The organism is Actinacidiphila yeochonensis CN732 (assembly GCF_000745345.1).
In the GTDB taxonomy this organism is placed as follows: Bacteria; Actinomycetota; Actinomycetes; order Streptomycetales; family Streptomycetaceae; genus Actinacidiphila; species Actinacidiphila yeochonensis.
Genome location: NZ_JQNR01000005.1, coordinates 2,832,950 through 2,859,599 on the forward strand (window position 1 = coordinate 2,832,950; position 26,650 = coordinate 2,859,599).

The following is a 26,650-nucleotide window of genomic DNA, read 5'->3' on the forward strand; positions in this document are numbered from 1 at the left end:
CCCTGGTGTTCGCTCTCCCGACCCGGCCACCACTAGGGTGTGAGGCTGTGAGGATCTCCCGGACGTGCGCGCGTCGTCGGCGTACCCCCGAGAACGTGGGAGGCTGCGCGTGCGCGAGTACCTGCTGACCCTGTTTATCGCCGCCGCGGTCACGTACCTGCTGACCGGACCGGTGCGGAAGTTCGCCATCGCCGCCGGCGCGATGCCACCCATCCGCGACCGTGACGTGCACCGCGAACCGACCCCCCGGCTGGGCGGCATCGCGATGTTCGGCGGCCTGTGCGCCGGCCTGGTGGTCGCCGCGCACCTGACCAACCTCTCGTCGGTCTTCACGCTCTCGAACGAGCCGCGCGCGCTGCTGTCCGGTGCCGGCCTGATCTGGCTGCTCGGCGTGCTCGACGACAAGTGGGGCGTGGACGCGCTGGTCAAGCTCGGCGTCCAGATGATCGCCGCGGGCGTCATGGTCTTCCAGGGCCTGGCGATCCTGTGGATCCCGGTGCCCGGCATCGGCACGGTGGCCCTCACCCCGGTGCAGTCCACGCTGCTGACCGTCGCGCTGGTGGTCATCACCATCAACGCCGTGAACTTCGTCGACGGCCTCGACGGCCTGGCCGCCGGCATGGTCTGCATCGCCTCGGTCGCGTTCTTCATGTACGCCTACCGCATGTGGTACGGCTACGGCATCGAGGCCGCCGCCCCCGCGACGCTCTTCTCCGCGATCCTCATCGGGATGTGCCTGGGCTTCCTGCCGCACAACATCCACCCCGCGCGGATCTTCATGGGCGACTCCGGCTCCATGCTGATCGGCCTGGTGCTCTCCTCGGCCGCGATCTCCATCACCGGCCAGGTCGACCCGGACGCCATCACGTCGTTCACCGGGTCCACCAAGCAGACCGTCCACTTCATGGTCCCGGTCTACATGCCGCTGCTGCTGCCGCTGACCATGATCGCCATCCCGGCCGCCGACCTGGTGCTGGCCATCGTGCGCCGGACCTGGCGGGGCCAGTCGCCGTTCGCCGCCGACCGCGGCCACCTGCACCACCGGCTGCTGGAGATCGGGCACTCGCACAGCCGGGCCGTCATGATCATGTACTTCTGGGCCGCGCTGATCGCCTTCGCCTCGGTGGCGTTCTCGGTCAGCTCCTCCAGCCTGTGGATCGTGCTGGTGATCGTCGCGCTCAGCGCCGTCGGGCTGGTGGTGCTGCTGCTGCCGGCCTTCCGGCCGCACGCCCCGCGCTGGGCCGAGTCCGTTGTGCCGCCCCGCTACCGGCGCCGCCGGCGCCGGCTGGCCGCCGCCGCGGCCGCCGCGGAGCGGGAGATGCGCGCCGCCGACCCGGCCGACCGGCCCGCGCTCAACGGCGCCACCGCCGTCGGCGACCGCCCGCGGCTGCCCGAACACCGCGCCACCGGAACGCGGGTGGACTCCGGCCGGTGACGGTGGCCTGACCGGGCGTGCCCGACGGTGTGCCCACGGTGGCCCCTTGGTGACGTACTGTCCCATCTGCTGCCGTTCTGCCGTACATTGGGCGGCGTGTCGCTACCCCCCGCGTGTGACAGGCGGCACATCTCCATGGTAAAGACCGCATCAAATACTTTGTGATAGCGTTCACGAAAGCAGGGAAGCCGCCGAAAGACCGCCAGAAACATGGTCTTCCGGCGTGTGGCGCACCCTCGCCCCCGTCCCCCGCTCGTCTCCGACGACTCCGCTCGCCGTACCGCTCGCCCCAACTCCCGCCGGAGGAGCCGCCCCATGCAGCCCAACGACGCCCGGATCCTCCGGGGCTCAGCCCTGGTGGCCGCGCCCGTCGGCGCCGTCGCCGTCATCGCCAGCGCTGTCCTCGCGGGCAGCCACGGGCTGATCGGCGGACTGGTCGCGGTTGCTGTCGTGGGTGTGTTCTTCGCCGGCGGCTCCTATGCGCTGATGCGGATCACCGAGAACCGGCCCCAGGTCGCCATGACCGCGGGAATGCTGGTCTACGCCGTGCAGATCCTGCTCATCGGCGTCTTCATCGTCGCCTTCAACGGCACCAGCGCCTTCAGCGGGCGTGCCTTCGGGCTGAGCCTGCTGGTCACCGCGCTGGCATGGGTGGGCGGCCAGGTCAAGCAGAGTCTGACCAGCCGCATGCTCTACGTCGATCCCGAACCCTCGGTCCCTGCCCTGAAGCGGGAGGCGGACGCGGTCGGGACGGGGTCGCGCGATGCGACGTGACGGAGAGCCCCCGCTCCCCGGAGCGGCGTGGCGGCTCCGCGAAGGAGCATGTAAGGGCAGGGTAAATCGCTTTCCCGCTGGTCTGCTATCGTCCGAAGTCGCATCCGGACGTGAGGGCCCCTCGCTAGCGCAGAGGGTCATGCCCCCGCGCCCTGCGGTGTATTCGGAACCGGAACCGCACGCGCGGCACGGAGGACGGATGCCCGTGCGGCGGTGCGGGCTCCCCGTGGACCACGCAGGCCTCGCCACGCCCCGCCCGCAGTGCCGAACAGCGGCCCCACCAGCCGCGCTGACACACAAGGTTGCCGTTACTTATGCGTCACGACGAAGGAGTCACGGGTGAGTGCCCACACGCTGCTCGCTGAGGCTGGATGCCACATCCAGCACGACTGCGCATTCCCCGCTCCGGGCCTCAACTCGTTCGACTTCAAGCCGCTCTTCAGCATCGGCAGCTTCGACTTCACGAAGCCCATGCTGCTCGCGATCATCGCCATGCTGATCGTGGTGGGCTTCTTCTGGGCCGCGTTCAACAAGCCCAAGCTGGTGCCGGGCAAGCTGCAGCTGGTCGGTGAGATCGGCTACACGTTCGTCGCGCGCAGCATCGCCCGCGAAGTGATCGGCAAGAAGGGCGACAAGTACGTCCCCTTCCTCTGCTCGATCTTCTTCTTCGTGTGGTTCATGAACATCATGTCGATCATCCCGGTCGCGCAGTTCCCGCCCACGTCGCGGTTCGCGTTCCCGGTGGGCCTGGCGGCCCTGGTCTTCATCACGTACATGTACCTGACGTTCAAGACCCACGGCTTCCGGGGCGGCATCAAGAACCTGGTCTGGATCGAGGGGCTCCCGAAGCCCCTGGTGCCGCTGATCGTGGTGCTGGAGTTCATCCAGAACGTGATCACCCGCCCGTTCACCCTGGCGGTCCGGCTCTGGGCGAACATGTTCGCCGGGCACATGCTGATCGTCATGTTCAGCGTCGCCAGCTGGTACCTGCTGACCCCGTCGGTGCTCACCGCGGTGGCCGGCGGATCGTTCGCACTGGCGATCTTCATGACCGCCTTCGAGCTGCTGATCCAGTTCCTCCAGGCGTACATCTTCACGCTGCTCGCCTCGATCTACATCCAGGGCGCGCTCGAAGAGGGCCACTGACCCCGGGCCGGCCCCGGCGTCAACAGCCCGACCCGCACCACCACCCACAAACATCCGCTGGGAAGCCCCCCGGCGGACCGCATCACGAAGGAAGACGAAATGTCTGCCGAGCTCGTTAACCTCGCCGCCGCCACCACCGCCGGCCGCCTGGGCGCGGTCGCCTACGGCCTCGCCGCCATCGGCCCCGGCGTGGGCATCGGTCTGGTCTTCGGACACTCCATCGAGGCCATGGCCCGCCAGCCCGAGGCGATGCCGGTCATCCGCACCAACATGTTCCTCGGCTTCGCGCTCTGCGAGGTCCTCGCGCTGCTCGGCCTGGTCGTCCCCTTCATCTTCCAGAAGTGACCTGGACCGCCAACCAGTAGCCACTCGACGAAAGGTTCAGACATGATGACCTTCCTTGCGGAGGAGGGGGCGCAGAACCCGCTCATCCCCGACACCGCGGAACTGGTTGTCGGCCTGCTCTGCTTCTTCATCGTCTTCGGCCTCCTCGGTAAGAAGCTCCTGCCGAACATCCAGAAGACCCTGGCGGAGCGGCATGACGCGATCGAGGGTGGCCTGGAGCGGGCGGAGAAGGCGCAGGCCGAGGCCAACCGCACGCTTGAGGAGTACAAGGCCCAGCTCGCCGAAGCCCGTCACGAGGCGGCCCGGATCACCGAGCAGGCCCGGGAGCAGGGCGCGCAGATCATCACCGAGATGCGCGAGGAGGGCCAGCGCCAGCGGGACGCGATCGTCACCGCGGGCCACGCCCAGATCGAGGCGGACCGCCGCCAGGTGACCACCGCGCTGCGGCAGGAGGTCGGCCGGCTGGCCACCGACCTGGCCGGACGCGTGGTGGGCGAGTCGCTCCAGGACTCGGCACGGCAGAGCCGGGTCATCGACCGGTTCCTGGACGGGCTTGAGGACAGCGCCGCGTCCGCGGAGGCCGCGCGATGAACGGCGCGAGCCGGGACGCGCTGGCCGGCGCCCGCGAGCGGCTGGACGCGTTGACGGAGAGCACCTCCGTCGACGTGACCGCGCTCGCCGGCGAGCTGGCCTCGGTGACTGCGCTGCTCGACCGCGAGAGCGGTCTGCGCCGCGCGCTGACCGACCCGGCCCAGCCCGCCGAGGGCAAGGCCGAGCTGGTCCGGCGGCTGCTGGGCGGCCAGGTCAGCGGCGAGGCCGCCGACCTGGTGGCCGGCATGGCCCGGTCCCGCTGGTCGCGGTCGCGTGACCTGGCCGACGCCCTGGAGGAGCTGGCCGACACGGCCGACCTGATCGCCGCCCAGCGGGCCGGCGGTCTGGACGACGTCGAGGACGAGCTCTTCCGGTTCGGCCGGATCGCAGCGGGCAGCACCGAGCTGCGCGCCGCGCTCCACGACCGGACGGCTCCGGCCACGTCCAAGTCCGAGCTGCTGCACGGGCTGCTCGGCGGGCGCGTCCACCCGGTGACGGAACGGCTGGTCGTCAGGCTGGTCGGCGCGCCGCGAGGACGTAGCCTGGAGGGCGGGATCGAGTCCCTGTCCAAGCTGGCGGCGGCCCGCCGTGGCAGGACCGTCGCGGAGGTCGTCTCGGCGGTCCCGCTCGACGACCGGCAGAAGCAGCGCCTGGGCGACGCCCTGGCCAGGATCTACGGCCGTCCGGTGCACCTCAACATCGACGTGGACCCCTCGGTCCTCGGCGGACTGCGGGTGCGGGTGGGCGACGAGGTCATCAACGGTTCCATCGCCGATCGGCTCGAAGAGGCCGCGCGGCGGATGGCCGGCTGACAGCCGCCAACTCAACAAGCATGAATGCGGCCCGAGTTGGGCCGTGAGGAATACAGGGCCCAACAAGGAGAGCAGGGAACCCAGATGGCGGAGCTCACGATCCGGCCGGAGGAGATCCGGGACGCGCTGGAGACGTTCGTCCAGTCGTACCAGCCGGACGCCGCCTCGCGCGAGGAGGTCGGCACGGTCAGCGTTGCCGGAGACGGCATCGCGAAGGTCGAGGGACTGCCCTCGGCCATGGCGAACGAGCTGCTGAAGTTCGAGGACGGCACCCTCGGCCTCGCCCTCAACCTCGAAGAGCGCGAGATCGGTGCGATCATCCTCGGCGAGTTCGACGGCATCGAGGAAGGCCAGCCTGTCCAGCGGACCGGCGAGGTGCTGTCCGTCGCCGTCGGTGAGGGCTACCTCGGCCGGGTCGTCGACCCGCTGGGCAACCCGATCGACGGACTCGGCGAGATCGAGACCGAGGGCCGCCGCGCCCTCGAACTGCAGGCGCCCACCGTCATGCAGCGCAAGTCGGTGCACGAGCCGATGCAGACCGGCCTGAAGGCCGTCGACGCCATGACCCCGATCGGCCGCGGTCAGCGCCAGCTGATCATCGGCGACCGGCAGACCGGCAAGACCGCCCTCGCGGTCGACACGATCATCAACCAGCGTGACAACTGGCAGTCCGGCGACCCGAGCAAGCAGGTGCGCTGCATCTACGTCGCCATCGGCCAGAAGGGCTCCACCATCGCGGGCGTGCGCGCCTCGCTGGAGGAGGCCGGCGCGCTGGAGTACACGACGATCGTCGCCGCCCCGGCCTCCGACCCGGCCGGCTTCAAGTACCTCGCCCCCTACACCGGTTCGGCCATCGGTCAGCACTGGATGTACCAGGGCAAGCACGTCCTCATCGTCTTCGACGACCTGAGCAAGCAGGCCGACGCCTACCGCGCCGTCTCGCTGCTGCTGCGCCGTCCGCCGGGCCGCGAGGCCTACCCGGGCGACGTCTTCTACCTGCACTCCCGTCTGCTGGAGCGCTGCGCGAAGCTGTCGGACGACCTGGGCTCCGGCTCCATGACCGGCCTGCCGATCGTGGAGACCAAGGCCAACGACGTGTCGGCGTTCATCCCGACCAACGTCATCTCCATCACCGACGGCCAGTGCTTCCTGGAGTCCGACCTGTTCAACGCCGGCCAGCGCCCGGCCCTGAACGTCGGTATCTCGGTCTCCCGCGTCGGCGGCTCGGCCCAGATCAAGGCCATGAAGAGCGTCTCCGGCCGGCTGAAGCTGGACCTCGCCCAGTACCGCGAGCTGGAGGCGTTCGCTGCCTTCGGTTCCGACCTGGACGCGGCCTCCAAGGCGCAGCTGGAGCGCGGCCAGCGCATGATGGAGCTGGTCAAGCAGGGCCAGTACGCCCCGTTCCCGATCGAGGACCAGGTCGTCTCCATCTGGGCCGGCACCACCGGCAAGCTGGACGACGTCCCGGTCGAGGACATCCGCCGCTTCGAGCGCGAGCTCCTCGACTACCTGCACCGCGAGCACAAGGCGCTGCTCACGGGCATCGTCGAGACGGGCAAGCTGGAGGACGGCACGATCGACGCGCTGACCGGGGCGGTGGCTGCGTTCAAGAAGCAGTTCGAGACCTCCTCGGGCGCGCTGCTGGTCGAGGGCTGATCGCATGGGCGCACAGATTCGGGTCTACAAGCGCCGGATCAGGTCCGTCACCGCCACGAAGAAGATCACCAAGGCGATGGAGATGATCGCGGCCTCGCGGATCATCAAGGCCCAGCGCCAGGTGGCGGCCTCGTCCCCGTACTCCGACGAGCTGACGCGCGCGGTGACCGCCGTCGCGACCGGCTCCAACACCAAGCACGCGCTCACCACCGAGGCGGAGAACCCGACCCGGGCCGCGGTACTGGTCATCACCAGCGACCGCGGTCTGGCGGGCGGCTACTCCTCCAACGCCATCAAGACCGCGGAGCGGCTCACCGAGCGGCTGCGCGGCGAGGGCAAGGAGGTCGACTCCTACCTGGTGGGCCGCAAGGCGGTGGCGTACTTCGCCTTCCGCGAGCGCAAGGTCGCCGGGTCGTGGACCGGGTTCTCGGACAACCCGAGCTACGCCGACGCGAAGAAGGTGTCCGCGCCGCTGATCGAGGCGGTGCTGGCCGACTCCGAGCAGGGCGGGGTGGACGAGATCCACATCGTCTTCACCGAGTTCGTCTCGATGATGACGCAGAACCCGGTCGACCGGCGGCTGCTGCCGCTCGCTCTCAAGGAGCGGCCGCAGGACGAGGAGGGCGGCGGCCCGGCGAAGGCCGAGGCGCTGCCGCTGTTCGAGTTCGAGCCGTCGGCGGAGGGCGTGCTGGACGCGCTGCTGCCGCGGTTCGTCGAGAGCCGCGTCTACAACGCCATGTTGCAGGCGGCCGCGTCCGAGCACGCGGCCCGCCGCCGGGCGATGAAGTCCGCGACGGACAACGCCGAGGACCTCATCAAGTCGCTGACGCGGCTTGCCAACGCGGCCCGACAGGCCGACATCACCCAGGAAATCAGCGAGATCGTCGGTGGCGCGAGCGCCCTCGCCGACGCGAGCGCGGGGAGTGACTGACCACAATGACCACCACTGCTGAAACGGCCACGGCCACGGGCCGCGTCGCCCGGGTCATCGGCCCGGTCGTCGACGTGGAGTTCCCCGTCGACGCGATGCCGGAGATCTACAACGCCCTCCACGTCGACGTCATCGACCCGGCGGCGGACGGCGCGACCAAGACGCTGACGCTGGAGGTCGCGCAGCACCTCGGCGACGGCGTCGTGCGCGCCATCTCCATGCAGCCCACCGACGGTCTGGTCCGCCAGGCCGTGGTGACCAACACCGGCGACGGCATCACCGTGCCCGTCGGCGACGTCACCAAGGGCCGTGTCTTCAACACCCTCGGCCAGATCCTCAACGAGCCCGAGGCCGAGTCCGAGGTCACCGAGCGCTGGGCGATCCACCGCAAGGCGCCGAAGTTCGACGACCTCGAGTCGAAGACCGAGATGTTCGAGACCGGCCTGAAGGTCGTCGACCTGCTGACCCCGTACGTCAAGGGCGGCAAGATCGGCCTCTTCGGCGGCGCCGGCGTCGGCAAGACCGTGCTGATCCAGGAAATGATCATGCGTGTCGCCAAGCTGCACGAGGGCGTCTCCGTCTTCGCCGGCGTGGGTGAGCGCACTCGTGAGGGCAACGACCTCATCGAGGAGATGGCGGAGTCCGGCGTTCTCCCGCAGACCGCGCTGGTCTTCGGCCAGATGGACGAGCCCCCGGGCACCCGTCTGCGGGTCGCGCTGGCCGGTCTGACCATGGCGGAGTACTTCCGCGATGTGCAGAAGCAGGACGTGCTGTTCTTCATCGACAACATCTTCCGCTTCACGCAGGCCGGTTCCGAGGTCTCCACGCTGCTCGGCCGCATGCCGTCCGCGGTGGGCTACCAGCCGAACCTGGCCGACGAGATGGGTCTGCTCCAGGAGCGGATCACGTCGACCCGTGGCCACTCGATCACCTCCATGCAGGCGATCTACGTGCCCGCGGACGACCTGACCGACCCGGCGCCGGCGACCACCTTCGCCCACCTCGACGCGACGACCGTGCTCTCGCGGCCGATCTCGGAGAAGGGCATCTACCCGGCCGTGGACCCGCTGGACTCCACGTCCCGCATCCTGGACCCGCGCTACATCACGCAGGAGCACTACGACACCGCCTCGCGGGTCAAGGGAATCCTGCAGAAGTACAAGGACCTCCAGGACATCATCTCCATCCTGGGCATCGACGAGCTCGGCGAGGAGGACAAGCTCACCGTCTTCCGCGCCCGCCGCATCGAGCGCTTCCTGTCGCAGAACACCCACGCGGCGAAGCAGTTCACCGGTGTCGACGGCTCGGACGTCTCGCTGGACGAGTCCATCACGGCGTTCAACGCGATCGCCGACGGCGAGTACGACCACTTCCCGGAGCAGGCGTTCTTCATGTGCGGTGGCCTGGACGACCTCAAGGCCAACGCCAAGAAGCTCGGCGTCAGCTGACGCAGGGCACTCGCTGAGCAGGGGAGCGGCCCGGCCCGCCCCGGTTCGCCGGGGCGCCGGTCCGGCTCCCCTGCTCGCACCCCTTATTCTTTGTTCTACGCATCCCCGCAGGCGGTGGGTGCCAACCCGAGGAGCCGTCTTGGCCGATCTTCACGTCGAGCTGGTCGCCGCGGACCGCAACGTCTGGTCCGGCGAGGCCCACCTGGTCGTCGCCCGCACCAAGTCGGGTGACATCGGCATCATGGCCAACCACGAGCCGGTGCTCGGGGTGCTCCGGTCCGGTCCGGTGACCATCCGCACCAGCGACGGCGGCACGGTGGTCGCCGCGGTGCACGGCGGGTTCATCTCCTTCTCGGACAACAAGCTGTCCATCCTCGCCGAGATCGCGGAACTCGCCGAGGAGATCGACACCGAGCGGGCCGAGCGCGCGCTCCAGGCGGCCAAGACCGCCGACGACCCGGGTGCCCAGCGCCGCGCCGAGGTGCGGCTGTCGGCCGCCGCCGGAGCCCACTGACCGCTCCTCCCGCCGGGCCCGCAGGGTCCGGCGCCGAGCGGGTGACACCCGCACGCAGCAGGACCCGCAGGACCAACGGTGCCGCGGACCGCCCTTTTCGGCGGTCCGCGGCACCGGCACAGCAAGAGCAGCAGCCATTCCTAGGCGAGGAGGTCGACGGACGTGATCCTCGCTCTCGAAGTGGTCGGCGGGGTGCTCCTCGCCGTGGTGCTGGGGCTCTTCCTCTTCGGGCTGCGCCGCCGGCTGATCCAGCGCCCGGGCGGCACCTTCGACTGCAGCCTGCGGCCCGCCCCGCCCGAGGAGGCCGAGGCCGGCGCGGTCGGCACGGCCGGCGGCCGCGGCTGGGTGTACGGGGTGGCCCGCTACAGCGGTGACCGCGTCGAGTGGTTCCGCGTCTTCTCCTACGGCTTCCGGCCCCGCCGGGTGCTGGAGCGCCCCGCCATCGAGGTGCTGGGGCGGCGGCAGCCGCAGGGCTCGGAGGAGCTGGCGCTGCTGTCCGACGCGGTGGTGCTGGTCTGCGCGCACCGGGGGGTGCGGCTGGAGCTGGCGATGAGCGACGACGCGCTGACCGGTTTCCTCGCCTGGCTGGAGGCGGCGCCGCCCGGCCAGCGCGTCAACGTGGCGTGAGCCCGCGCCGGGCCGGGCTCGCCCGGCCCAGCTCGGTGGCTTGACGGTCCGGGCGGCTCGGGCGGTCCGGTGGCTCCACCGTCCGGGCGGCTCGGGCGCCTCGGTGGCTCAGCGGTTCTCGCCGGGCACCCACAACACGTCGCCGCGCTCCTTGTTGGCCGTGCGCGCCAGGATGAACAGCAGGTCCGACAGCCGGTTCAGGTAGGTCGCGGTGAGCGCGTTCATCGTCGTGCCGTGCTCCTCCAACGCCGCCCACGTCGAGCGCTCCGCCCGCCGCACCACCGTGGTGGCCTGGTGCAGCAGCGCCGCGCCCGGGGTGCCGCCGGGCAGGATGAAGCTGCGCAGCTTCTCCAGATCGGCCAGGAAACGGTCGCAGTCCGCCTCCAGACGGTCCACGTAGGACTGCTCCACCCGCAGCGGCGGGTACTTCGGGTCCGGCGCCACAGGGGTGGCCAGGTCCGCGCCCACGTCGAAGAGGTCGTTCTGCACCCGGGTCAGTACGGCCGCCAGCGGCTCGGACAGCCCGCCCAGCGCGAGGGCCGTGCCGATGACGGCGTTCGCCTCGTTGACGTCGGCGTAGGCGGCGATGCGGGTGTCGGTCTTCGCGGTGCGGCTCATGTCGCCGAGCGCGGTCGTGCCGTCGTCGCCGGTGCGGGTGTAGATGCGGGTGAGGTTGACCATGCGGCGAGCCTACCCAGGAGCCTTGCCCTGCCCGCCCGACGCCGCGCGCCCGCGACCCCTGCCACCGCGCGACGCCGCGCGCCCGCCAGCCCTCGACGCCGCGCGCCCGCGGCCGTGTGCCCGGCTGCCGCGTGCCCGCTTCGGTGCCGCGGGGCCCGATTCCCCGCCCCCCGCACGGTCGTTGCCGGGGCCCCGCCCGGCGCCGCGGTCCGGCCCGCCACCCTCGGTGCGACCAAGGACACACGGTGACGCGGCCGACATGATGCTGCGCACGGCGTGGAACGGGCGCTATCGTCCGGCAGACGCCCCAACTACCCCGACGGAGAGGTGTGTGCCGTGGCGAAGAAGCTCGCCGTCATCGGAGCCGGACTGATGGGCTCCGGCATCGCTCAGGTGTCCGCACAGGCGGGCTACGAGGTGGTGCTGCGCGATGTCACGGACGAGGCGCTCGCCCGCGGCCGGGACGCGATCGCCGCGTCCTACCGGAAGTTCACCGAGAAGGGCCGGATGACCGGGGAGGACGCGGAGGCCGCGCTCGCCCGGATCACCACCACCACCGACCTCGACGCCGTCGCCGACGCGGACCTGGTGGTGGAGGCGGTGTTCGAGCAGGTCGAGGTGAAGCGGGAGATCTTCCGCACCCTGGACGGCCTGGTCCGCGACGACGCCGTCCTCGCCTCCAACACCTCCGCCATCCCCATCACGAAGATCGCCGCGGCCACCGCCAGCCCCGAACGGGTGGTGGGCACCCACTTCTTCTCGCCGGTGCCGCTGATGCAGCTGTGCGAGCTGGTCCGCGGCCTCAAGACCAGCGACGAGACCCTCGCCCGCGCACGGGAGTTCGCCGAGTCCACCGGCAAGACCTGCGTCGTCGTCAACCGCGACGTGGCCGGCTTCGTCACCACCCGGCTGATCTCCGCGCTCGTCGTCGAGGCGGTCAAGCTGTACGAGTCCGGGGTGGCCAGCGCCGAGGACATCGACACCGCCTGCAGGCTCGGCTTCGGCCACGCCATGGGTCCGCTCGCCACCGCCGACCTGACCGGCGTCGACATCCTGCTGCACGCCACCGGCAACATCTACACCGAGTCGCAGGACGAGAAGTTCGCCCCGCCGGAGCTGATGCGCCGGATGGTGGACGCGGGCGCCATCGGCCGCAAGAGCGGCGAGGGCTTCTACCGCTACCCGTAGCCCGTCCGCGCGTCAGACCGAAAGCCACTGAAAGCCACTGAAAGCCATTGAAAGACACTGAAAGCCGAACGCACCAATCCGATCACCCTTGAGGGTGAATTCGGTATCGGTTCCCTCACAGACGGCAACTTCTGTATACGACGGGCCGTCAGTTGTGTGAAGACAGAACGGGTCCATGCCGTTCGGGAGACGGCGTACACACCAGCACTGTCCGGGGAGTGACTATGCACATCAGGGGCGACCACGCCGAGCTGGTCGTCGGGGGGCGCCTCGACGTCCGCAGCGCGGCGGACGCCCGTACGGCCCTGCACACCGCCGTCGACTCCGGCGCCGGCGACCTCGTACTGAACCTGACCGAGCTGGACTCGTGGGATGCGACCGGCCTCGGCGTCATCATGGGTGCCCACCGGCGGGCCGGCCGGGCCAACCGGCGGCTGGTGCTGCGCGGGGTGCCGCCGCAGATGCAGCGGCTCCTCGTGGCCACTCGGCTGCACCGCATTCTCGCCATCGAGCCGTAGCTCCCGTCCGGCGGTCAGGAACTGGCCGCCGCGCGCCCTCCGCGGCGACTTTTCGCGGGCAACACCGCAGGCCGGAAAGGGCGGGAACGGCGGCCCCGCGGGGCCGCGGCGGCGGGTGGCGGGCCCCGGCACTTCATGGATGGTGCCCGAACCTCTAGAGTTTGCGCATCGATGGCCAGGAGGCGTGCCGCCGGGCGCGCCGCAGATGGGGAGACCGGGGCGGCAGTCCACGCGGACGCCGGCGGCCCGAGCGGGCCCCCACCCGTGACGCACCTTGGGGGCGTACGAGATGGACGACAGCGAGCGGTACGACTCCACCGAGGCGGCAGGGCGGCCGGACGACGGCCCCGGCGGCGCCGGTGCGGCGTCCGGCACGCCCGACGGCCGGCCCGCGGAGGGCGGTGCGCCCGGCCCGGCAGGGGCCGCGTCACCGACCGCGCCCAGCCTGCCGACCTCGCCCTTCGGCGCCACGGCGCCCGGCTGGAACGGCCCCGCGGCCGGCGCCTTCGACGGCTTCGCCGCGGGCGCGCCGGGCGCGCCCCGTCTGCCTCGGCGCCGGACCGCGGCGGACACCCCGACGCCGGGCGGGCAGTACCCGGCGGGCGACCAGTTCGGGCTGGACGCGGGTGCCGGGGTGATGGCGCGGCTGGCGGGCGCGGACGGCTTCGACGCGTTCGGCACGGGGGCGAAGGTCGCTCCCCGTCATGCCCTCCCGGCCGACGACGGCGCCGCGTCTTCCTCCGGCTCCTCCGGCTCTTCTGGCTCCGACGCGTCCATATCCGGGGCTCCGATACCCGGTACCCCGATACCCGACAGCTCGATACCCGGGGCCGCGGCTGGTGAGGCGCAAGGCCGCGGCGCGGGAACGGACTTCGGCGGCATCGCGTCCTACCTCGCCGGCAGCACCTCGGGGTTCGGCGCCGCGGCCTCGGACATCAGCACGGCGGCCGCTCCGTTCGGCGGCGGGACGGCGGGGGAGCGGGACCGCGAGGGCGACCGTGACCGCGACGGGGACGGGACCGCCGTCGCGGACCGCGACCCCGACGGGACCGCTGTCGCCCCCCGGCACGGCCGCCACGTGGCCGACGCGCCGGAGCGGGCCGCCGAGGCCCCGGACGCCCTGCCGTTCCGGGAGGTTCCGGCTCCCGCCCCGGCTCCGGACCAGCCGTCAGCCGGCGGGGGCCTCGCCGATCCCCTCGGCACCGCCCCTTCCGCTCCGGACGCGCCCGCCGTCGCCGCCGTCCCCGTACCAGGCGGCTACGACCCCGCCGAACCCGCCGTGTTCGGGGTGGCCTCCCCGGTCGCCGGGGACGCGACGGCCTCGGGCAGCGGCGCATCGCCCGAGCGGGGGCTCGTGCCCTTCCTCGGCGACAGCCGGGACGGCCGGTCCGGCGAGGTCGCCCGACCCGCCCAGGACGGACCGGCCGACGGCAGGTCCGACGTCACGTCCGACGCCCTCCCCGGCAAGGAGGTGGACGGCGTGCCGACCCGGCCCAGCGGGTTCGACGCCTTCGGCGCGAGCCTCTCGGCCCCCGGAGCCGCCGGAGCAGGAGCCACTGGAGCCCCCGGAGCCGGCTCCGCCGGCCCTTCGGGCGCCGGACCCGGCCAGGAGCTCGTACCGTTCTTCGGCGGTGGCCAGGACGCGGGGCGCGCCGTCGCCCCTGCGGACGGCGCGGGCCGTGCGGCGGGAACCCCCGGCGGGTTCGACGCCTTCGGCACCGGGTCGGCCCCCTCCGCCCCGGCGGGCGGCAGCTTCGACGCCTTCGCGGCCGGCGCGCTGCGCCCCGTCGAGGACAACCCGGCACTCCCCGCGGTCCGCCCCGTCCACGTCCCCTCCCTCTTCGACGGCTCCACCCCCGCTCCGCGCACCAGCCGGCCCGCCCGCGAGCCGCTGGCGCTGGAACCGGCCCGCGGCAGCGGCAACCGGATCGAGCAGGTGGCCACCGGCACGTACCTCCTGACCGTCAACCCGGTCGACGGCACCGAGGTCACCACCTGCCCGCCGGAGGAGCACGGCACTTCCGTGCGCCGCACCCGCGAGGACCGGGCCGCCCGCGCCGGCTCCGCCCGGCCGGCCCCGCCGCCGGGCCAGCTCGCCCCCGAACTCCCGCTGCTGGAACGGGAGGAGGAGCGGGAGCGGCTGGTGCGACTGCTCGGCCGCGGCCGTTCCGTCCGGGTCACCGGCCCGTGCGGCGCCGGCCGCACCGCGCTGCTGGAGTCGGTCGCCAACGCCTGCGAGCGGCTCGCCCCCGACGGCGTGCTGTGGCTGTCCGGCTACCGCCGCACCCTCGCGGACGTGCTCCAGGACCTGTGGGCCCTCGTCCACACCCGCGACGGCTACCGCCCCACTCGGGAGGAGCTTCCCGGGCTGCTGCGCGAGGTCGGCGCCGTGGTCGTCGTCGACGACCTGGAGTTCGGCGGCACCGCCGTGGAGGAGCTGCTGGCCGCGGCCCCCGAGTGCGCCTTCCTGATGGCGGCCACCCCCGACGTTCCGGCGCCGACCGCGGACGCCCTCGTCGAGGAGCTCTTCCTCTCCGGGCTGACCCGCACCGCCTGCGCCGACCTGCTCCAACTGGCCACCGGACGACCGCTGGAGGAGGACGAGGCGGCATGGGCCGCCGACCTGTGGTTCGAGTCCGAGGGCCTGCCGCTGCGCTTCGTCCAGGCCGCGGCGCTGCTGCGGCAGCGGGACGCGCTGCGCCAGCCGTCCGAGCCGGACCCGGACGACTCGGTGTGGCAGAAGGGCGCCCCGGCCCTGCCCGCGCCGCCCGACCTGACGCCCTTCGACGGCCCGGTCGCCGCCCTGGAGCCCACCGCCGTGCCGCGCGCCCGCGAGTCGCGCCCCCGGCTGCCGGCGTCGGCGGTGCCGCTGCCGTCCCTGGCGGAGAGCGCCGCCCCCGCGGAGCTGCTCGCCTCCCGGCTCGGCGAGGCCGCGCGCGAGGCCCTGGCCTTCGCGGTCGCCCTCGACGGGCAGTTCCCGCACCCCTCCCACCTGCCCGCGCTGGTCGGCGACACCCACGGGGACGCCGCGATCGGCGAACTCACCTCCGTCGGGCTCGCGGTGCCGGTCGGCGCGAACTTCCGGCTCGCCGCCGGCGTCGCCGCCCAACTGGCCGGCTCGTTCGGCGCGGAGGGCGAACTGACCGACGTGCAGGCGCACACCGCGGCCCTGCACTACGCCTGGTGGACCGGGCACCCCTCGGTGACGCCCGAGCGGGCCGCCGCCGAGTGCGAGACGATCATCGCGGCCCTGACGGCGTGCCGGGACGGCGGCCACGCCAGCGCCGCGGTGCTGCTGGCCCGTACCGTCGCGCCGGCCTTCGCCGCGGCCCTGCACTGGGGCGCGTGGGAGCGGGCGCTGCGGATCGGCCAGGAGGCCGCCCGGCTCTCCGGCGAGGTCGCCGAGGAGGCGTACTTCCTCCACGAGCTGGGCGTCCTCGCCCTCTGCACCGGCCACCCCGAGCGGGCCCGGGCCGAGCTGGAGGCGTCCATCGCGCTGCGCGCGGCGCTCGCCGACCGCAAGGGCACCGTGGTCGGCCGCCGCACCCTCGCGCTGGTCGAGGACGCCGCGTCCCAGGCGGACACCCGGACCGTGCCCCGGATCCCGGCGCCGATCGTGCTGACACCGTCCGTCGACGGCTACCCGGCGGGCTTCGCCGAGGCCTTCCCGGACGAACTCCCGGACGGGTACCACCAGGGCGTCCCCGCGGTGCCGCGCGCCGACGGGCCGGCCTCGGCCACGGCACCGCTGCCGGCGGTGGCGCCGGTCGTCATCGCCGAGCAGGGCCTCCCGGTCGACCTGACGAGCGGCCCCGGCCCGCGACGGCCCGGCGGCGCGGGCTCCAAGCGCGCCCTGGTGGCCGCGGGGACGGGCGTCCTGCTGGCCGCGGTCCTCGGCACCATCGTCACGCTGGGCGCGCACTCCGGCGACGACACCCCCGACAACCAGGTCAAGCCGATCGAGTCCGTCCAGCAGGACCAGCCCGCCGACGGCTCCACCTCCCCGGCCACGGCCGACGCCCCCGCGACGGCCCCGTCGTCCACGTCCTCCTCGCCCTCCGCGTCGGACACCGCGTCGGCGTCGTCGACGGCCTCGGAGACCCCGTCCGGTACGGCGAGCCCGTCGGCCTCGGACACCCCCAGCGGCACCACGTCGACCTCCGCGTCGGCCGACCCGACGGCCACCCGCACCAAGGCGGGATCGACCCCGCCGAAGAGCCCGTCGTCGAGCCCGCAGCCGACACACACGACCGTGACGACCCAGCCGACGACGACCGCCCCTACGACCGTTCCGACGACCGAGCCGCCGACCACGCCGCCCGACTCCTCCGGTGGGGACTCGTCCAGCGTGGCCACGGCGACGAACGTGACCGCCGCCACGGCGCAGCAGTCGGGAACGGCAGCCGCGGACGCGTCCTGACACGGCACCGCCGCCCCGGTCCTCCGGGGCGGCGGTGTGAGGTGCCTTGTACGGTGCGTGGGCGCGCGGGCGGGTGGCGGGCGGCCCAGGCCAGGCCCTAGAAGAGCCGCAGCTTGTCGTCCTCGATGCCGCGCAGCCCGTCGTAGTCGAGGACGGCGCACGCGATCCCGCGGTCGGTGGCCAGGACGCGGGCCTGCGGCTTGATCTCCTGCGCCGCGAACACGCCCTTCACGGGGGCCAGCAGCGGGTCCCGGTTGAGGAGTTCGAGGTAGCGGGTCAGCTGCTCCACGCCGTCGATCTCGCCGCGCCGCTTGATCTCCACGGCCACGGTGACGCCGTCCGCGTCCCGGCCGAGGATGTCGACCGGGCCGATCGCCGTGGGGTACTCGCGGCGGATCAGGGTCCAGCCCTCGCCCAGCACCTCCATCCGGTCGGCCAGAAGTTCCTGGAGGTGCGCCTCGACGCCGTCCTTGATCAGCCCCGGGTCCACGCCCAGCTCGTGCGAGGAGTCGTGCAGTATCTCCTCAAGGGTGATGATCAGCTGCTCGCCCGCCTTGTTGGTGACCGTCCACACCCCGTCGTCGCCCTCCTTGAGCGAGCAGGGCGGCGACATCCAGTTGAGCGGCTTGTAGGCCCGGTCGTCCGCGTGGACGGAGACACTGCCGTCCGCCTTGACCAGCAGCAGGCGGGTGGCCGACGGAAGGTGGGCGGACAGCCGACCGGCGTAGTCGACGGAGCAGCGGGCGATCACGAGGCGCATGGTCGGCAACGCTACCCGCCCACCGCCCCGGCCGGAAAATTGGCTGGTTGTGGGCGTCGCCGCCTGGTGCGGCCGTGCGCGGGGCGCCTACGGTTGAGCCCCGGGGCCGACTCCGCGCTCTCCAGCGGCCTTCCGCGCCCCCGTCCTCCCCCCTCCGCCGGCCGCTGCCGGCGCCGGGGGATGCCCGCAGACCCCGTCCTGCCGGACGTGTGGTCACGAGAGGAGATCCCCATGTCCCTCGACGTCTCACCGGCCCTCCTGGCACAGGCCGAGCGAGGCGAGGTCGACGAGAAGGAGTTCGTCGACTGCGTCCGGACGTCCCTCCCCTACGCGTGGGAGATGATCAGCTCCCTGGTCGCGCGCCTGACCGTCGACGGAGGGGACTTCGCCGACAACCAGGTGCCACCGCCGAGTGAGGCGGAGCGCGGGCAGTTGCTGCGCGCGCTGGCCAGCGACGCGATCCGCGGCGCGCTCCAGCGGCACTTCGGGGTGCGGCTGGCCTTCCAGAACTGCCACCGGGTGGCCGTCTTCCCGCTGGACCGCGATGTGCAGGAGACCTACAGCCGGTTCACCTCGGTCCGTGCCCAGCTGCTCAACCAGTCGCCGGAGCTGCGCGACTGCTGATCCCGGCCCCGGTGGACGGCGCCGACCGGCGAGCCGTGGGCGGGGACACGGCAGGTCGGCGGCCCGTCGGCGGGGGCGCCGGAGGACCCGCGGGCCGTGGGCGGACCGATGGCCACAGGCGGGCCATAGGCAGCCGCCGACGGCCCGCACAAGCGGGCGTGCTCCCGTCCCGGGCCGGGCGGGCCGGTTCAGGCCAGTTCCGGGAGCACGTCACCGCCGAGCCGGGCCACGTTCTGCACGGTGGTGTCCAGGTCGCCGGAGCCCTCGGCGAGAAGAGCGAAGCGGGTGATGCCGGTCCGTTCGGCGGTCGCCGCCAGCCGGTCCGCGCACAGCCGCGGCGGCCCCACCGGGTGCAGCGAGCACAGCAGCTCGGTGTAGCCGTACGGGTCCCGCATCCGGCGGGCGGTGCCGTCGAAGGTGCGGTGCGCAGCGAGGCCCTGCTGGAACCAGCCCGGCATGGTCTTGAGCAGCAGTTCCACCGCGTCCTCCTGGGTGTCGCCGATCTGCACCACCCCGGCCGCGACGTGCCCGGCCGCGGCCACCGCGTCGGGGGAGTGGCCCGCGGCCAGCGCCGTCCGCCGCCACAGGTCGACCATCTCCGCCTTCTCCGCGTCGCCGCAGTGCATCCCGAGCAGCATCGGCAGCCCGCGCAGGGCCGCCAGCCGCACCGTGCCCGGCGAGGTGCAGGCCACCACCACCGGCGGCCCCGAGCTGTCCTCCAGCTCGTCCGGGCGCGGCACCACCGCCACCTCGCGGAACCGGTAGCGCGGCCCGCGGCCGGCCACCGACGGCTCCCGCAACCAGCTCAGCAGCAGGTCGAGCGACTCGGGGAAGCCGCCTTCGAACGCCGCGAGGTCCGTGCCGAACACCTCCAGGTCCACCCACGGGCCGCCGCGGCCGACGCCCAGCGTGAACCGCCCGCCCGACGCGAGGTGGAGCAGCGCCGCCTGCTCGCCCAGCGCCACCGGGTGGGCGGTGGTCAGCACGCTGACCGCGGTGCCCACCCCGATCCGGCGGGTACGGCCCAGCAGCAGCCCGGCCAGCGTGGTGGCGGACGGGCACACCCCGTAGGGCACGAAGTGGTGTTCGGCCAGCCACACGGAGTCCAGCCCGGCCCTCTCGGCCGCCTCCGCCGTGGACACCGCCCGGTGCAGGGGCTCACTGTGGCCCTGCCCGGGAAACTGGGCCGCGAGTACGAAGGTCCCAACGCGCATCACGCACTCCCTCTTTTCCGGTCCAACGCCGGGGCACGTGCCAAAGGCACGGCCTCTCCGGGGAGTTCTCATGATTTTCTGCCGAGCGGCCACCGTCCGTCGCCGACCGGTGGCCAACGCTCTCCTGGCGGCTTGCGGGAAGGTGAACGTCCGCCGCCCGTAAGCGAGTTGGGAAGGCCCGGCGGCCCCGGACGGCGGTCGTCCGCAGCCGCGCCGGAGCGCACCGCCCGGTCCCCGCAGCCGTCCCGGCACCCGTTCGCGCGGCGGCGCCGGTGCGGTCCGCCGACGCCGTCCGCGTCCGAACCCGGTGGGCGGTGCCCTCCGTGCCCGGCGCGGGCGCGTAACCTGGACGGACAGCCCCCGTTGTCGACAACGCAGCCCGGGTCCGCCGGGCAGAGCGCGAGGTGCCTGTGTCCCCGCGACGCAACCGTCCCCACCGGCCGCCGGAGCCCGAGCGCGACAGCGGCTTCGGCCACGGCGACGTCGAGGAGTGGCAGGGCGAGGACTGGGTGGTGCGCCCCGTCGCCGGGGCCGCCGCGGCCAAGCACTACCGCTGCCCCGGCTGCGACCAGGAGATCCCGCCGGGGGTCGGCCACGTGGTGGCCTGGCGCGAGCACGGCGGGGTGGACGACCGCCGGCACTGGCACCGCGCCTGCTGGAACGCCAGGGACCGCCGCACCACCAGGGTGCAGCGGTCCCGGAACGCGCCCCGCTACTGACCGGGCGGCGTCCGCCGTACGCCACGGGGGACACGGCGCCTTCGCGCCGCCGCGTCCAACGGCGAACGCGGGTCACCCGCCGGACGTCACCCGCCGGACGTCACACGTCGCGGGCGTTGAGCGCGGTGAAGGCCGAGACGAGGGCGACGGCCGTCACGCAGGCGAGCATGACGAGCTGGTGCGTGCCGTTCTGGTTCTCGCTCCCGATCATCGGCACGTGGTAGAGCGAGGCGAGGCCGTTCGGCGCGGAGTAGCGGATCATCCCCTCGCGGAACGACTCCAGGCTGGACGGCAGGAACAGCGCCACGATCAGCGGCAGCAGCACCGCCCCGAGCATCGTGGCGATCGCGCCCGCCGAGTGGCGCAGCAGCGACCCCACCGACAGGGCCAGCAGGCCGAGCAGCGCCACGTACAGGCCCACGCCGGCGGTGGCGCCGAGCCACTCGCCGCCGCTGGCGGCCGTCACGCCGTTGTGGACCGCCACGCCCACGGCCGGGGTCAGGCCCGGGTCCACCGGCTGGCCGCCGAACGCCGCGTTGTTGACGACCGCGGTGAACGCGCAGGCCAGCGTGGTGGTGACGAAGGAGACCAGGAAGAAGACGATCGCCTTGGCCGCCAGCACCCGGGACCGGCTCGGGCAGGTGGTGAGGGTGGTGCGGATCATGCCGGTGCCGTACTCGGAGGTGATCACCAGCGCGCCGAGGGTCAGCACCGCGATCTCCCCGAGCAGTAGCCCGAACAGGCCGGGGGCGAGCACCGGGGTGGAGGTGTCGTGGTGGTTGTGCAGGGCCGCCACGATCAGCAGGTCGATGCCGATCACCAGCAGGAGCATCACCCCGAGCGTCCACATGGTGGAGCGGACGGTGCGGATCTTCGTCCACTCCGAGCGCAGCGCGTGGCTGAACCGGGCCGGCCGCACCGGTATCCGCGAGGTGAACCCGGCGCCGGGCGGCATCGGGTGCGGTGCTGGGGGCTGGGCCTGCGGCGGACCGTAGGGGTCGCGGGCGGGCCGGGGTGGGCGGCGCCGGGAAGGCCGGGGCCGGCGGGCACGGGAGCGGTCATCGGGCGTCCTCGCGGTCGGACGGGGCGGGGGGGTGACGGCGGGCGCCGGAGGCACCGGGGGTACGGCTGCCGGGAGGGCGGGCACCGGGGGCGGGCCGTAGGGGCCTGGCCGTGCGGGCGCCCCAACCGGGCTGCGGGGGCCCGCGGCGGCCGGCTGCTGGAGGCTCTGGCGCGGGTCCAGCGTGGAGCGGTAGTCCACCGCCCCGTTGGTCAGCCGCATGTACGCCTCCTCCAGCGACGCCTGGTGCGGGAGAGCTCCCACAGCCGCACCCCGGCCTCGTGGGCGAGGTCGCTGATCCGGGGGAGCGGCAGGCCGACGACGCGCAGCGCGCCGTCCTGGTCGGCGGTGACCTGGCCGCCCGCGTCCGCCAGCACCTTCGTCAACTGGTCGCGCTGGCCGCCCTCGTCAGGGGTGCGCACCAGGGCGAACCCGGTCGAGTGACGGGCGATGAAGTCGTTGACGCTCATGTCCGCCATCAGCTGACCGCGCCCGATGACGATGAGGTGGTCGGCGGTCAGCGCCATCTCGCTCATCAGGTGGCTGGAGACGAAGACGGTACGGCCCTCGGCGGCCAGCGAGCGCATCAGGTTGCGGACCCAGTGGATGCCCTCCGGGTCGAGACCGTTGACCGGCTCGTCGAAGAGCAGCACCTCCGGGTCGCCCAGCAGCGCGCCGGCTATGCCCAGCCGCTGGCCCATGCCGAGCGAGAAGCCCTTCGACCGTCGTCCTGCCACGTCCTGGAGGCCCACCACGCCCAGCACCTCGTCCACCCGGCGGGCCGGCAGGCCGGACAGCTGGGCGAGGCACATCAGGTGCTGGCGGGCGCTGCGGCCCCCGTGCACCGCCTTGGCGTCCAGCAGGGCGCCCACCTGGCGGGGTGCGTTGGGCAGGTCGCGGTACGGCGTCCCGCCGATCGTCACCTGGCCGGCGGTCGGCGCGTCGAGGCCCAGGATCATCCGCATCGTCGTCGACTTGCCCGAGCCGTTCGGGCCGAGGAAGCCCGTCACCGCGCCCGGCCGCACCTCGAACGACAGGTCGTGGACAGCGGTCTTCGTGCCGTACCGCTTGGTCAGGCCTACTGCCTGGATCATGCTCCGCCTCTCTTCACGGCACCCGGCGGCGCGTTCGCGGGGGCTGCCCGGCGGTCGCGGTGCGCGCGGCGTGCGCGGGGCCGTGCGCCCCGAGAGGAAGGAAGCGCCGAAGCGGCCTCCGGTTCCGCATAACCGTCCACTGATCCGCGTGGACACGCCGGATCCGGTGCGGAATGGTGCGGGTGGTGCACCTGTGGTGCACCTGCTGAGCAGCCGCGAGCCGCGAGCCGCGGTTCCTGCGGTGGGCGGTCACGCCCCGGCGCCGGCGACCGTGTCGGGCCGGGTGCGGGGCCGAGTGTGGGGCCGGCCGGGCCGCCGCGCGGGGTAGCGGCGGGCATCGCGCGGTGTACCCCTCCGCCGACGCTGGTTGTACATCGCCGGGTCACGGGTGGGTCCCGGTCGGACCGCGGCCGCTGACGGTGCGCCACGGTGGGCGGGAGCGGCCGTCCCCGCTGGTGGGCGGTGTGGTGGTTCGACGGTGGTGCGTGCCGCTCCCGGCTGTGGGTGTAACAGGAACGTCCCGGGAGGCGACCGTGCGGAACGGCGTGCGGGCCGGGCGGGTCCTGGTGGTTGACGATCACTCGTACCGACCCGTTCCGCGCGGTCGCCACCACCCACCGACACTGAGGAAGACATGATGCGCGCTCGCAAGCTCACTCTCGCCGCCCTGGCCGTCGCCGCCGGTCTCTCGCTCGCCGCGTGCCAGAGCGGTACGGACACCAAGGGACAGAGCGCCCCCTCGTCCGCACCGACCGCGTCCGCCCCGGACAGCGGTTCTGGTTCCGGTAACGCGGATCAGAGCGGTGCGAACGAGTCCGCCGGGACCGACTCCGCCGGGACCGCTTCGGGCTCCGGCTCCGGCACCGGCTCCGGCTCCGGCTCCGGCACCGGGTCCGGCTCCGGTTCTGGTGGGAGCAATGGGGCCGGCTCCGGCTCCAGCGGCGGGACCGCGTCCAACGCGAACAGCGGGGTCGGCCGGTGCCACACGGGGGAGTTGGAGATCACGGCGCAGGACGGCACCATCGACGGCGACCCTGACGGGACCGTCGTGGTGGAGCTGAAGAACCGGAGCGACCAGGACTGCGTGATCGCCGGGTACGCGGGCGTCGACCTGGAGACCAGTGCGGGAGCGCTGTCCGCGCAGCGCACCGGCCAGGAGACCACGTCGAGCGTCCTCAAGAGCGGGAAGTCGACGTACTTCCCCGTCGAGTACCCGTTCAACACCTCGGGCGGCTCCGGCGTGCGCATCACGGGGCTGGTGGTCACCCCGCCGAACGAGACGACGTCGGTGACCCTCAGCTGGCCGGGCGCCGCCACCCTGCCGGTCACTGACGGCTCCGGCTCGCCCGTGAAGGTGGGCCCGGTCGGAAGCGCCGGCCAGGGCGGCGAGTGACCGCGTGCCGGCGCCCGCGTCGGGCGGCAGCACGGCGGAGTGGCCGCCGGCCCTGGCCGGTGCCGGTCGCGGTCCTAGGACGCGCCCGAGGACTCCGGGGTCGTGGTGGCCGTCTCCGAGCCGACCGGGAGGCCCTCCGCCGGGTACCCCCGCGCCGCGCGCGCGGTGACCCGGCCGCGGACGCGGAACCAGCCCACCGTCAGGGCCAGGGCCACGATGGGGATGATCATGACGGTCGCGCGGCCCACCGGCTTGTCGAACCACATCAGCACCAGCACGGCCGCGAGGAACGCCAGCGTGACGATCTCGACGACCGGCGAGCCCGGCAGGCGGTAGGCGGGGCGCCGCACGTGGCCCTGCTTGGCGCGGCGGACGAAGACCAGGTGGCAGATCATGATCATGCCCCACGCGGTGAGGACGCCGAGCGAGGCGATGTTCAGCACGATCTCGAAGGCCTGGCCCGGCACCACGTAGTTCAGCCCCACGCCGAGGACGCAGACGCTCGCCGTGAGCAGGATGCCGCCGTAGGGCACCTGGTGGCGGTTCATACGGCCGGTGAACCGCGGGGCCGAGCCCGCCACGGCCATGGAGCGCAGGATGCGGCCGGTGGAGTAGAGGCCGGAGTTCAGGCTGGACATGGCGGCGGTGAGGACGACCAGGTTCATCACGCCGCCCGCGGCCGGCACACCGATCTTGGACAGGACGGTGACGAAGGGGCTCTGGCCGGCGGAGAAGCCGGTGTACGGGACCAGCAGGGCCAGGAGCACGACCGAGCCGACGTAGAAGAGCATGACCCGCCACATGATGGAGTTCACCGCGCGGGGCACGACCTTGTGCGGCTCGGCGGTCTCGCCCGCGGTGACGCCGATCAGCTCGACGGCCGAGTACGCGAAGATCACGCCCTGGAGCACCACGATCACCGGCAGCAGCCCTTCGGGGAAGAGCCCGCCGTGGCTGGAGATGATGTCGAAGCCGGGCGTCCGGCCGCCCACCGGGTGCCGGGTCACCAGCAGGTAGACGCCGATGGCGAGGAAGAGGACGAGCGCCGAGACCTTGACGATGGCGAACCAGAACTCCATCTCGCCGAAGATCCGCACCGAGATCAGGTTGACCGACAGCACCACGGTGAGGGCGATCAGCGCCAGCAGCCACTGCGGCACGGCCGTGAACATGCCCCAGTAGTGCACGTACAGCGCTACGGCGGTGATGTCGGCGATACCGGTGGTGGACCAGTTCAGGAAGTACATCCAGCCGGCCGTGTACGCGCCCTTCTCCCCGAGGAACTCGCGCGCGTAGGAGACGAACGAACCGGACGACGGCCGGTACAGCACCAGCTCGCCGAGGGCGCGCACCACGAAGAAGGCGAAGAGGCCGCAGACCGCGTACGCCAGGGCGAGCGCCGGCCCGGACGACACCAGGCGGCCGCCGGCTCCGAGGAAGAGACCGGTGCCGATGGCGCCGCCGATGGCGATCATGCTGATGTGGCGGGACTTGAGGTCCTTGTTGTAGCCCGCGTCTCCCGCGTCTCCCGCGCTGCCTTCGGCTGCGGGCACGGCGTCCGGGGACGTCTTGTCACTGCTCATGGGGGTTCTCGCTTCGTTCACGTGGGGGCGCGAGGGCGAATCCGGGCCATGGGGGGCAATCCGGGCCACGACAGGACAGCATGACGTACTCCCTGCCCCGGATTCGATGATCCACGTAGGAGATGCGTCACATATGCGAAAGAAGAGCGGTTCCGGGGTCTATGTTCTGCGCCTCGGTGTGCGTGTCGCGGCGTGCCGACCGGTTCCGTCCCGGGCGCGCGCGGACGGCGGAGGGGAGGGCGCCGCCGGCACGCGGCGCCCTCCCCTCAGGGCCAGGCCGGGACCCACGCCACCCCGTGGGCGGAGGGCCGGCGGGAAGCCGGCCGAAGCCGGACGGAACCCCTACGCGTCCCGGCGCTTCAGCACCGCGTAGCCGCCGATCAGGACGACCACCACCCACACGGCCATGATGAGGATGCCGCCCCAGGGCCCGTAGGAGGTGTGGTCCCCCGAGGAGGGCACGACCTGCATGATCTTGCGGCCCGCCTGGTCGGGGAAGTACCGGGCCACGGTCTTCACCTTCGGCACCGCCGTGAGGATCGGCGAGACCAGGAAGAAGAACGGCATCATGATGCCCAGCCCCAGCATCGGGCTGCGCAGCATGGCCGCGGCGCCCACGCACAGCAGCACCAGCAGCGTCATGTAGAGGCCCGCGCCGAAGACCGCGCGCAGCACCCCCGGGTCGCCGATGTGGGCCTTGTGCGAGCCGAGCAGGGCCTGGCCGAGGAAGAAGGTGAGGAAGCTGGTGACCATGCCGACCACGAAGGCCAGCATGCCCGCCACCGCCACCTTCGCCAGGTAGAACGAGGCGCGCTGCGGGACGGCCGCCAGCGAGGTGCGGATCATGCCGGTGCTGTACTCGCTGGAGAACACCAGCACGCCGAAGACGATCAGCGCCAGCTGGCCGAGCGTCATCCCGAAGAAGCTGGTGTTCGTCGGGTCGAAGGTGAGCATGTCCTCCTGGGACATGGTGCTCCACTGGTTGTTGAAGACCAGGCAGATCACCGCGCCGAGCGCCAGCGTCACCAGGAAGGCGAGCGCCAGCGTCCACACCGTGGAGCGCACCGAGCGGATCTTCGTCCACTCCGAGAGCAGGACCGCGGAAGGCGATGCCATG

General features: G+C 72.8%; 24 protein-coding genes. 17 read left to right on the forward strand and 7 right to left on the reverse strand.

Annotated features, from left to right (window positions below; translation table 11 throughout):
• Positions 1 to 109: 109 nt before the first annotated feature.
• The 11 genes from BS72_RS23825 to BS72_RS23875 all read left to right on the forward strand — a co-directional run bounded on the left by BS72_RS23825 (position 110) and on the right by BS72_RS23875 (position 10,279).
• Positions 110 to 1,435, forward strand: coding sequence for an MraY family glycosyltransferase (locus tag BS72_RS23825; RefSeq protein WP_037913413.1), 1,326 nt, complete (start codon positions 110 to 112; stop codon positions 1,433 to 1,435).
• Positions 1,436 to 1,750: 315 nt separating this feature from the next.
• A complete protein-coding gene (locus BS72_RS23830; RefSeq protein WP_051951586.1) occupies positions 1,751 to 2,209 on the forward strand; it encodes a hypothetical protein in 459 nt (152 codons plus the stop codon).
• Between the two features lie 339 nt (positions 2,210 to 2,548).
• Positions 2,549 to 3,355 (forward strand): F0F1 ATP synthase subunit A, encoded by an 807-nt coding sequence (gene atpB / locus BS72_RS23835; protein WP_037913416.1) that lies wholly within the window; start codon positions 2,549 to 2,551, stop codon positions 3,353 to 3,355.
• Between the two features lie 99 nt (positions 3,356 to 3,454).
• A complete protein-coding gene (gene atpE, locus BS72_RS23840) occupies positions 3,455 to 3,700 on the forward strand; it encodes an ATP synthase F0 subunit C (RefSeq protein ID WP_037913419.1) in 246 nt (81 codons plus the stop codon).
• Positions 3,701 to 3,742: 42 nt separating this feature from the next.
• On the forward strand, positions 3,743 to 4,291 hold the full coding sequence (locus BS72_RS23845; RefSeq protein ID WP_407639005.1) for a F0F1 ATP synthase subunit B: 549 nt from the start codon (positions 3,743 to 3,745) through the stop codon (positions 4,289 to 4,291).
• A complete protein-coding gene (locus BS72_RS23850; protein WP_037913421.1) occupies positions 4,288 to 5,103 on the forward strand; it encodes a F0F1 ATP synthase subunit delta in 816 nt (271 codons plus the stop codon). The genes BS72_RS23845 and BS72_RS23850 overlap by 4 nt, the downstream gene beginning before the upstream one ends.
• Positions 5,104 to 5,187: 84 nt before the next feature.
• On the forward strand, positions 5,188 to 6,759 hold the full coding sequence (gene atpA, locus BS72_RS23855; protein ID WP_037913422.1) for a F0F1 ATP synthase subunit alpha: 1,572 nt from the start codon (positions 5,188 to 5,190) through the stop codon (positions 6,757 to 6,759).
• Between the two features lie 4 nt (positions 6,760 to 6,763).
• Positions 6,764 to 7,690 carry a F0F1 ATP synthase subunit gamma gene (locus BS72_RS23860; RefSeq protein ID WP_037913423.1) on the forward strand — a complete coding sequence of 309 codons (927 nt, stop codon included), beginning with the start codon at positions 6,764 to 6,766 and terminating at the stop codon, positions 7,688 to 7,690.
• Positions 7,691 to 7,695: 5 nt separating this feature from the next.
• A complete protein-coding gene (atpD, locus tag BS72_RS23865; protein ID WP_037913425.1) occupies positions 7,696 to 9,138 on the forward strand; it encodes a F0F1 ATP synthase subunit beta in 1,443 nt (480 codons plus the stop codon).
• 139 nt (positions 9,139 to 9,277) lie between these two features.
• Positions 9,278 to 9,652, forward strand: a complete 375-nt coding sequence (locus BS72_RS23870; protein ID WP_232792523.1) for a F0F1 ATP synthase subunit epsilon — start codon at positions 9,278 to 9,280, stop codon at positions 9,650 to 9,652.
• Between the two features lie 162 nt (positions 9,653 to 9,814).
• Positions 9,815 to 10,279 carry a DUF2550 domain-containing protein gene (locus tag BS72_RS23875; protein WP_037913428.1) on the forward strand — a complete coding sequence of 155 codons (465 nt, stop codon included), beginning with the start codon at positions 9,815 to 9,817 and terminating at the stop codon, positions 10,277 to 10,279.
• Between the two features lie 108 nt (positions 10,280 to 10,387).
• On the opposite strand, the gene BS72_RS23880 is transcribed toward BS72_RS23875, so the two are convergent.
• On the reverse strand, positions 10,388 to 10,960 hold the full coding sequence (locus BS72_RS23880) for a cob(I)yrinic acid a,c-diamide adenosyltransferase (protein ID WP_037913430.1): 573 nt from the start codon (positions 10,958 to 10,960) through the stop codon (positions 10,388 to 10,390).
• 336 nt (positions 10,961 to 11,296) lie between these two features.
• Between BS72_RS23880 and BS72_RS23885 the strand changes: the two genes are divergently transcribed.
• The 3 genes from BS72_RS23885 to BS72_RS35845 all read left to right on the forward strand — a co-directional run bounded on the left by BS72_RS23885 (position 11,297) and on the right by BS72_RS35845 (position 17,086).
• Entirely contained in the window at positions 11,297 to 12,148 is an 852-nt protein-coding gene (locus BS72_RS23885; RefSeq protein ID WP_037913433.1) for a 3-hydroxyacyl-CoA dehydrogenase family protein, read from the forward strand.
• A gap of 224 nt (positions 12,149 to 12,372) precedes the next feature.
• A complete protein-coding gene (locus BS72_RS23890; protein ID WP_037913436.1) occupies positions 12,373 to 12,666 on the forward strand; it encodes an STAS domain-containing protein in 294 nt (97 codons plus the stop codon).
• A gap of 289 nt (positions 12,667 to 12,955) precedes the next feature.
• Positions 12,956 to 17,086, forward strand: coding sequence for a hypothetical protein (locus BS72_RS35845; RefSeq protein WP_107498867.1), 4,131 nt, complete (start codon positions 12,956 to 12,958; stop codon positions 17,084 to 17,086).
• Positions 17,087 to 17,183: 97 nt separating this feature from the next.
• Here the strand turns inward: BS72_RS35845 and nucS are convergent, their stop codons facing one another.
• Positions 17,184 to 17,846, reverse strand: a complete 663-nt coding sequence (gene nucS, locus BS72_RS23900; RefSeq protein WP_037913437.1) for an endonuclease NucS — start codon at positions 17,844 to 17,846, stop codon at positions 17,184 to 17,186.
• 231 nt (positions 17,847 to 18,077) lie between these two features.
• Here nucS and BS72_RS23905 point away from each other — a divergent pair, with 231 nt between their 5' ends.
• A complete protein-coding gene (locus BS72_RS23905; RefSeq protein ID WP_037913438.1) occupies positions 18,078 to 18,470 on the forward strand; it encodes an SCO5389 family protein in 393 nt (130 codons plus the stop codon).
• Positions 18,471 to 18,658: 188 nt separating this feature from the next.
• Here BS72_RS23905 and BS72_RS23910 read toward each other — a convergent pair whose 3' ends face one another.
• A complete protein-coding gene (locus tag BS72_RS23910; RefSeq protein ID WP_037913440.1) occupies positions 18,659 to 19,684 on the reverse strand; it encodes an LLM class flavin-dependent oxidoreductase in 1,026 nt (341 codons plus the stop codon).
• A 410-nt stretch (positions 19,685 to 20,094) separates the two neighbouring features.
• Here BS72_RS23910 and BS72_RS23915 point away from each other — a divergent pair, with 410 nt between their 5' ends.
• Complete coding sequence (locus tag BS72_RS23915) at positions 20,095 to 20,403, forward strand: hypothetical protein (protein WP_037913442.1); 309 nt, start codon at positions 20,095 to 20,097, stop codon at positions 20,401 to 20,403.
• 100 nt (positions 20,404 to 20,503) lie between these two features.
• Here the strand turns inward: BS72_RS23915 and BS72_RS40005 are convergent, their stop codons facing one another.
• Entirely contained in the window at positions 20,504 to 21,727 is a 1,224-nt protein-coding gene (locus tag BS72_RS40005; RefSeq protein WP_407639006.1) for an ABC transporter permease, read from the reverse strand.
• Positions 21,676 to 22,557 (reverse strand): ABC transporter ATP-binding protein, encoded by an 882-nt coding sequence (locus BS72_RS23925; protein ID WP_407639007.1) that lies wholly within the window; start codon positions 22,555 to 22,557, stop codon positions 21,676 to 21,678. The genes BS72_RS40005 and BS72_RS23925 overlap by 52 nt, the downstream gene beginning before the upstream one ends.
• A gap of 637 nt (positions 22,558 to 23,194) precedes the next feature.
• Here BS72_RS23925 and BS72_RS23930 point away from each other — a divergent pair.
• Entirely contained in the window at positions 23,195 to 23,950 is a 756-nt protein-coding gene (locus tag BS72_RS23930) for a DUF4232 domain-containing protein (protein WP_037917395.1), read from the forward strand.
• Positions 23,951 to 24,024: 74 nt separating this feature from the next.
• Here the strand turns inward: BS72_RS23930 and BS72_RS23935 are convergent, their stop codons facing one another.
• Both BS72_RS23935 and BS72_RS23940 read right to left on the reverse strand, forming a co-directional pair.
• Complete coding sequence (locus BS72_RS23935; protein WP_078901595.1) at positions 24,025 to 25,533, reverse strand: amino acid permease; 1,509 nt, start codon at positions 25,531 to 25,533, stop codon at positions 24,025 to 24,027.
• 342 nt (positions 25,534 to 25,875) lie between these two features.
• Positions 25,876 to 26,649: an ABC transporter permease gene (locus tag BS72_RS23940; protein WP_037913445.1), complete on the reverse strand. Its 774-nt coding sequence runs from the start codon at positions 26,647 to 26,649 to the stop codon at positions 25,876 to 25,878.
• Between the last annotated feature and the right edge of the window lies 1 nt (position 26,650).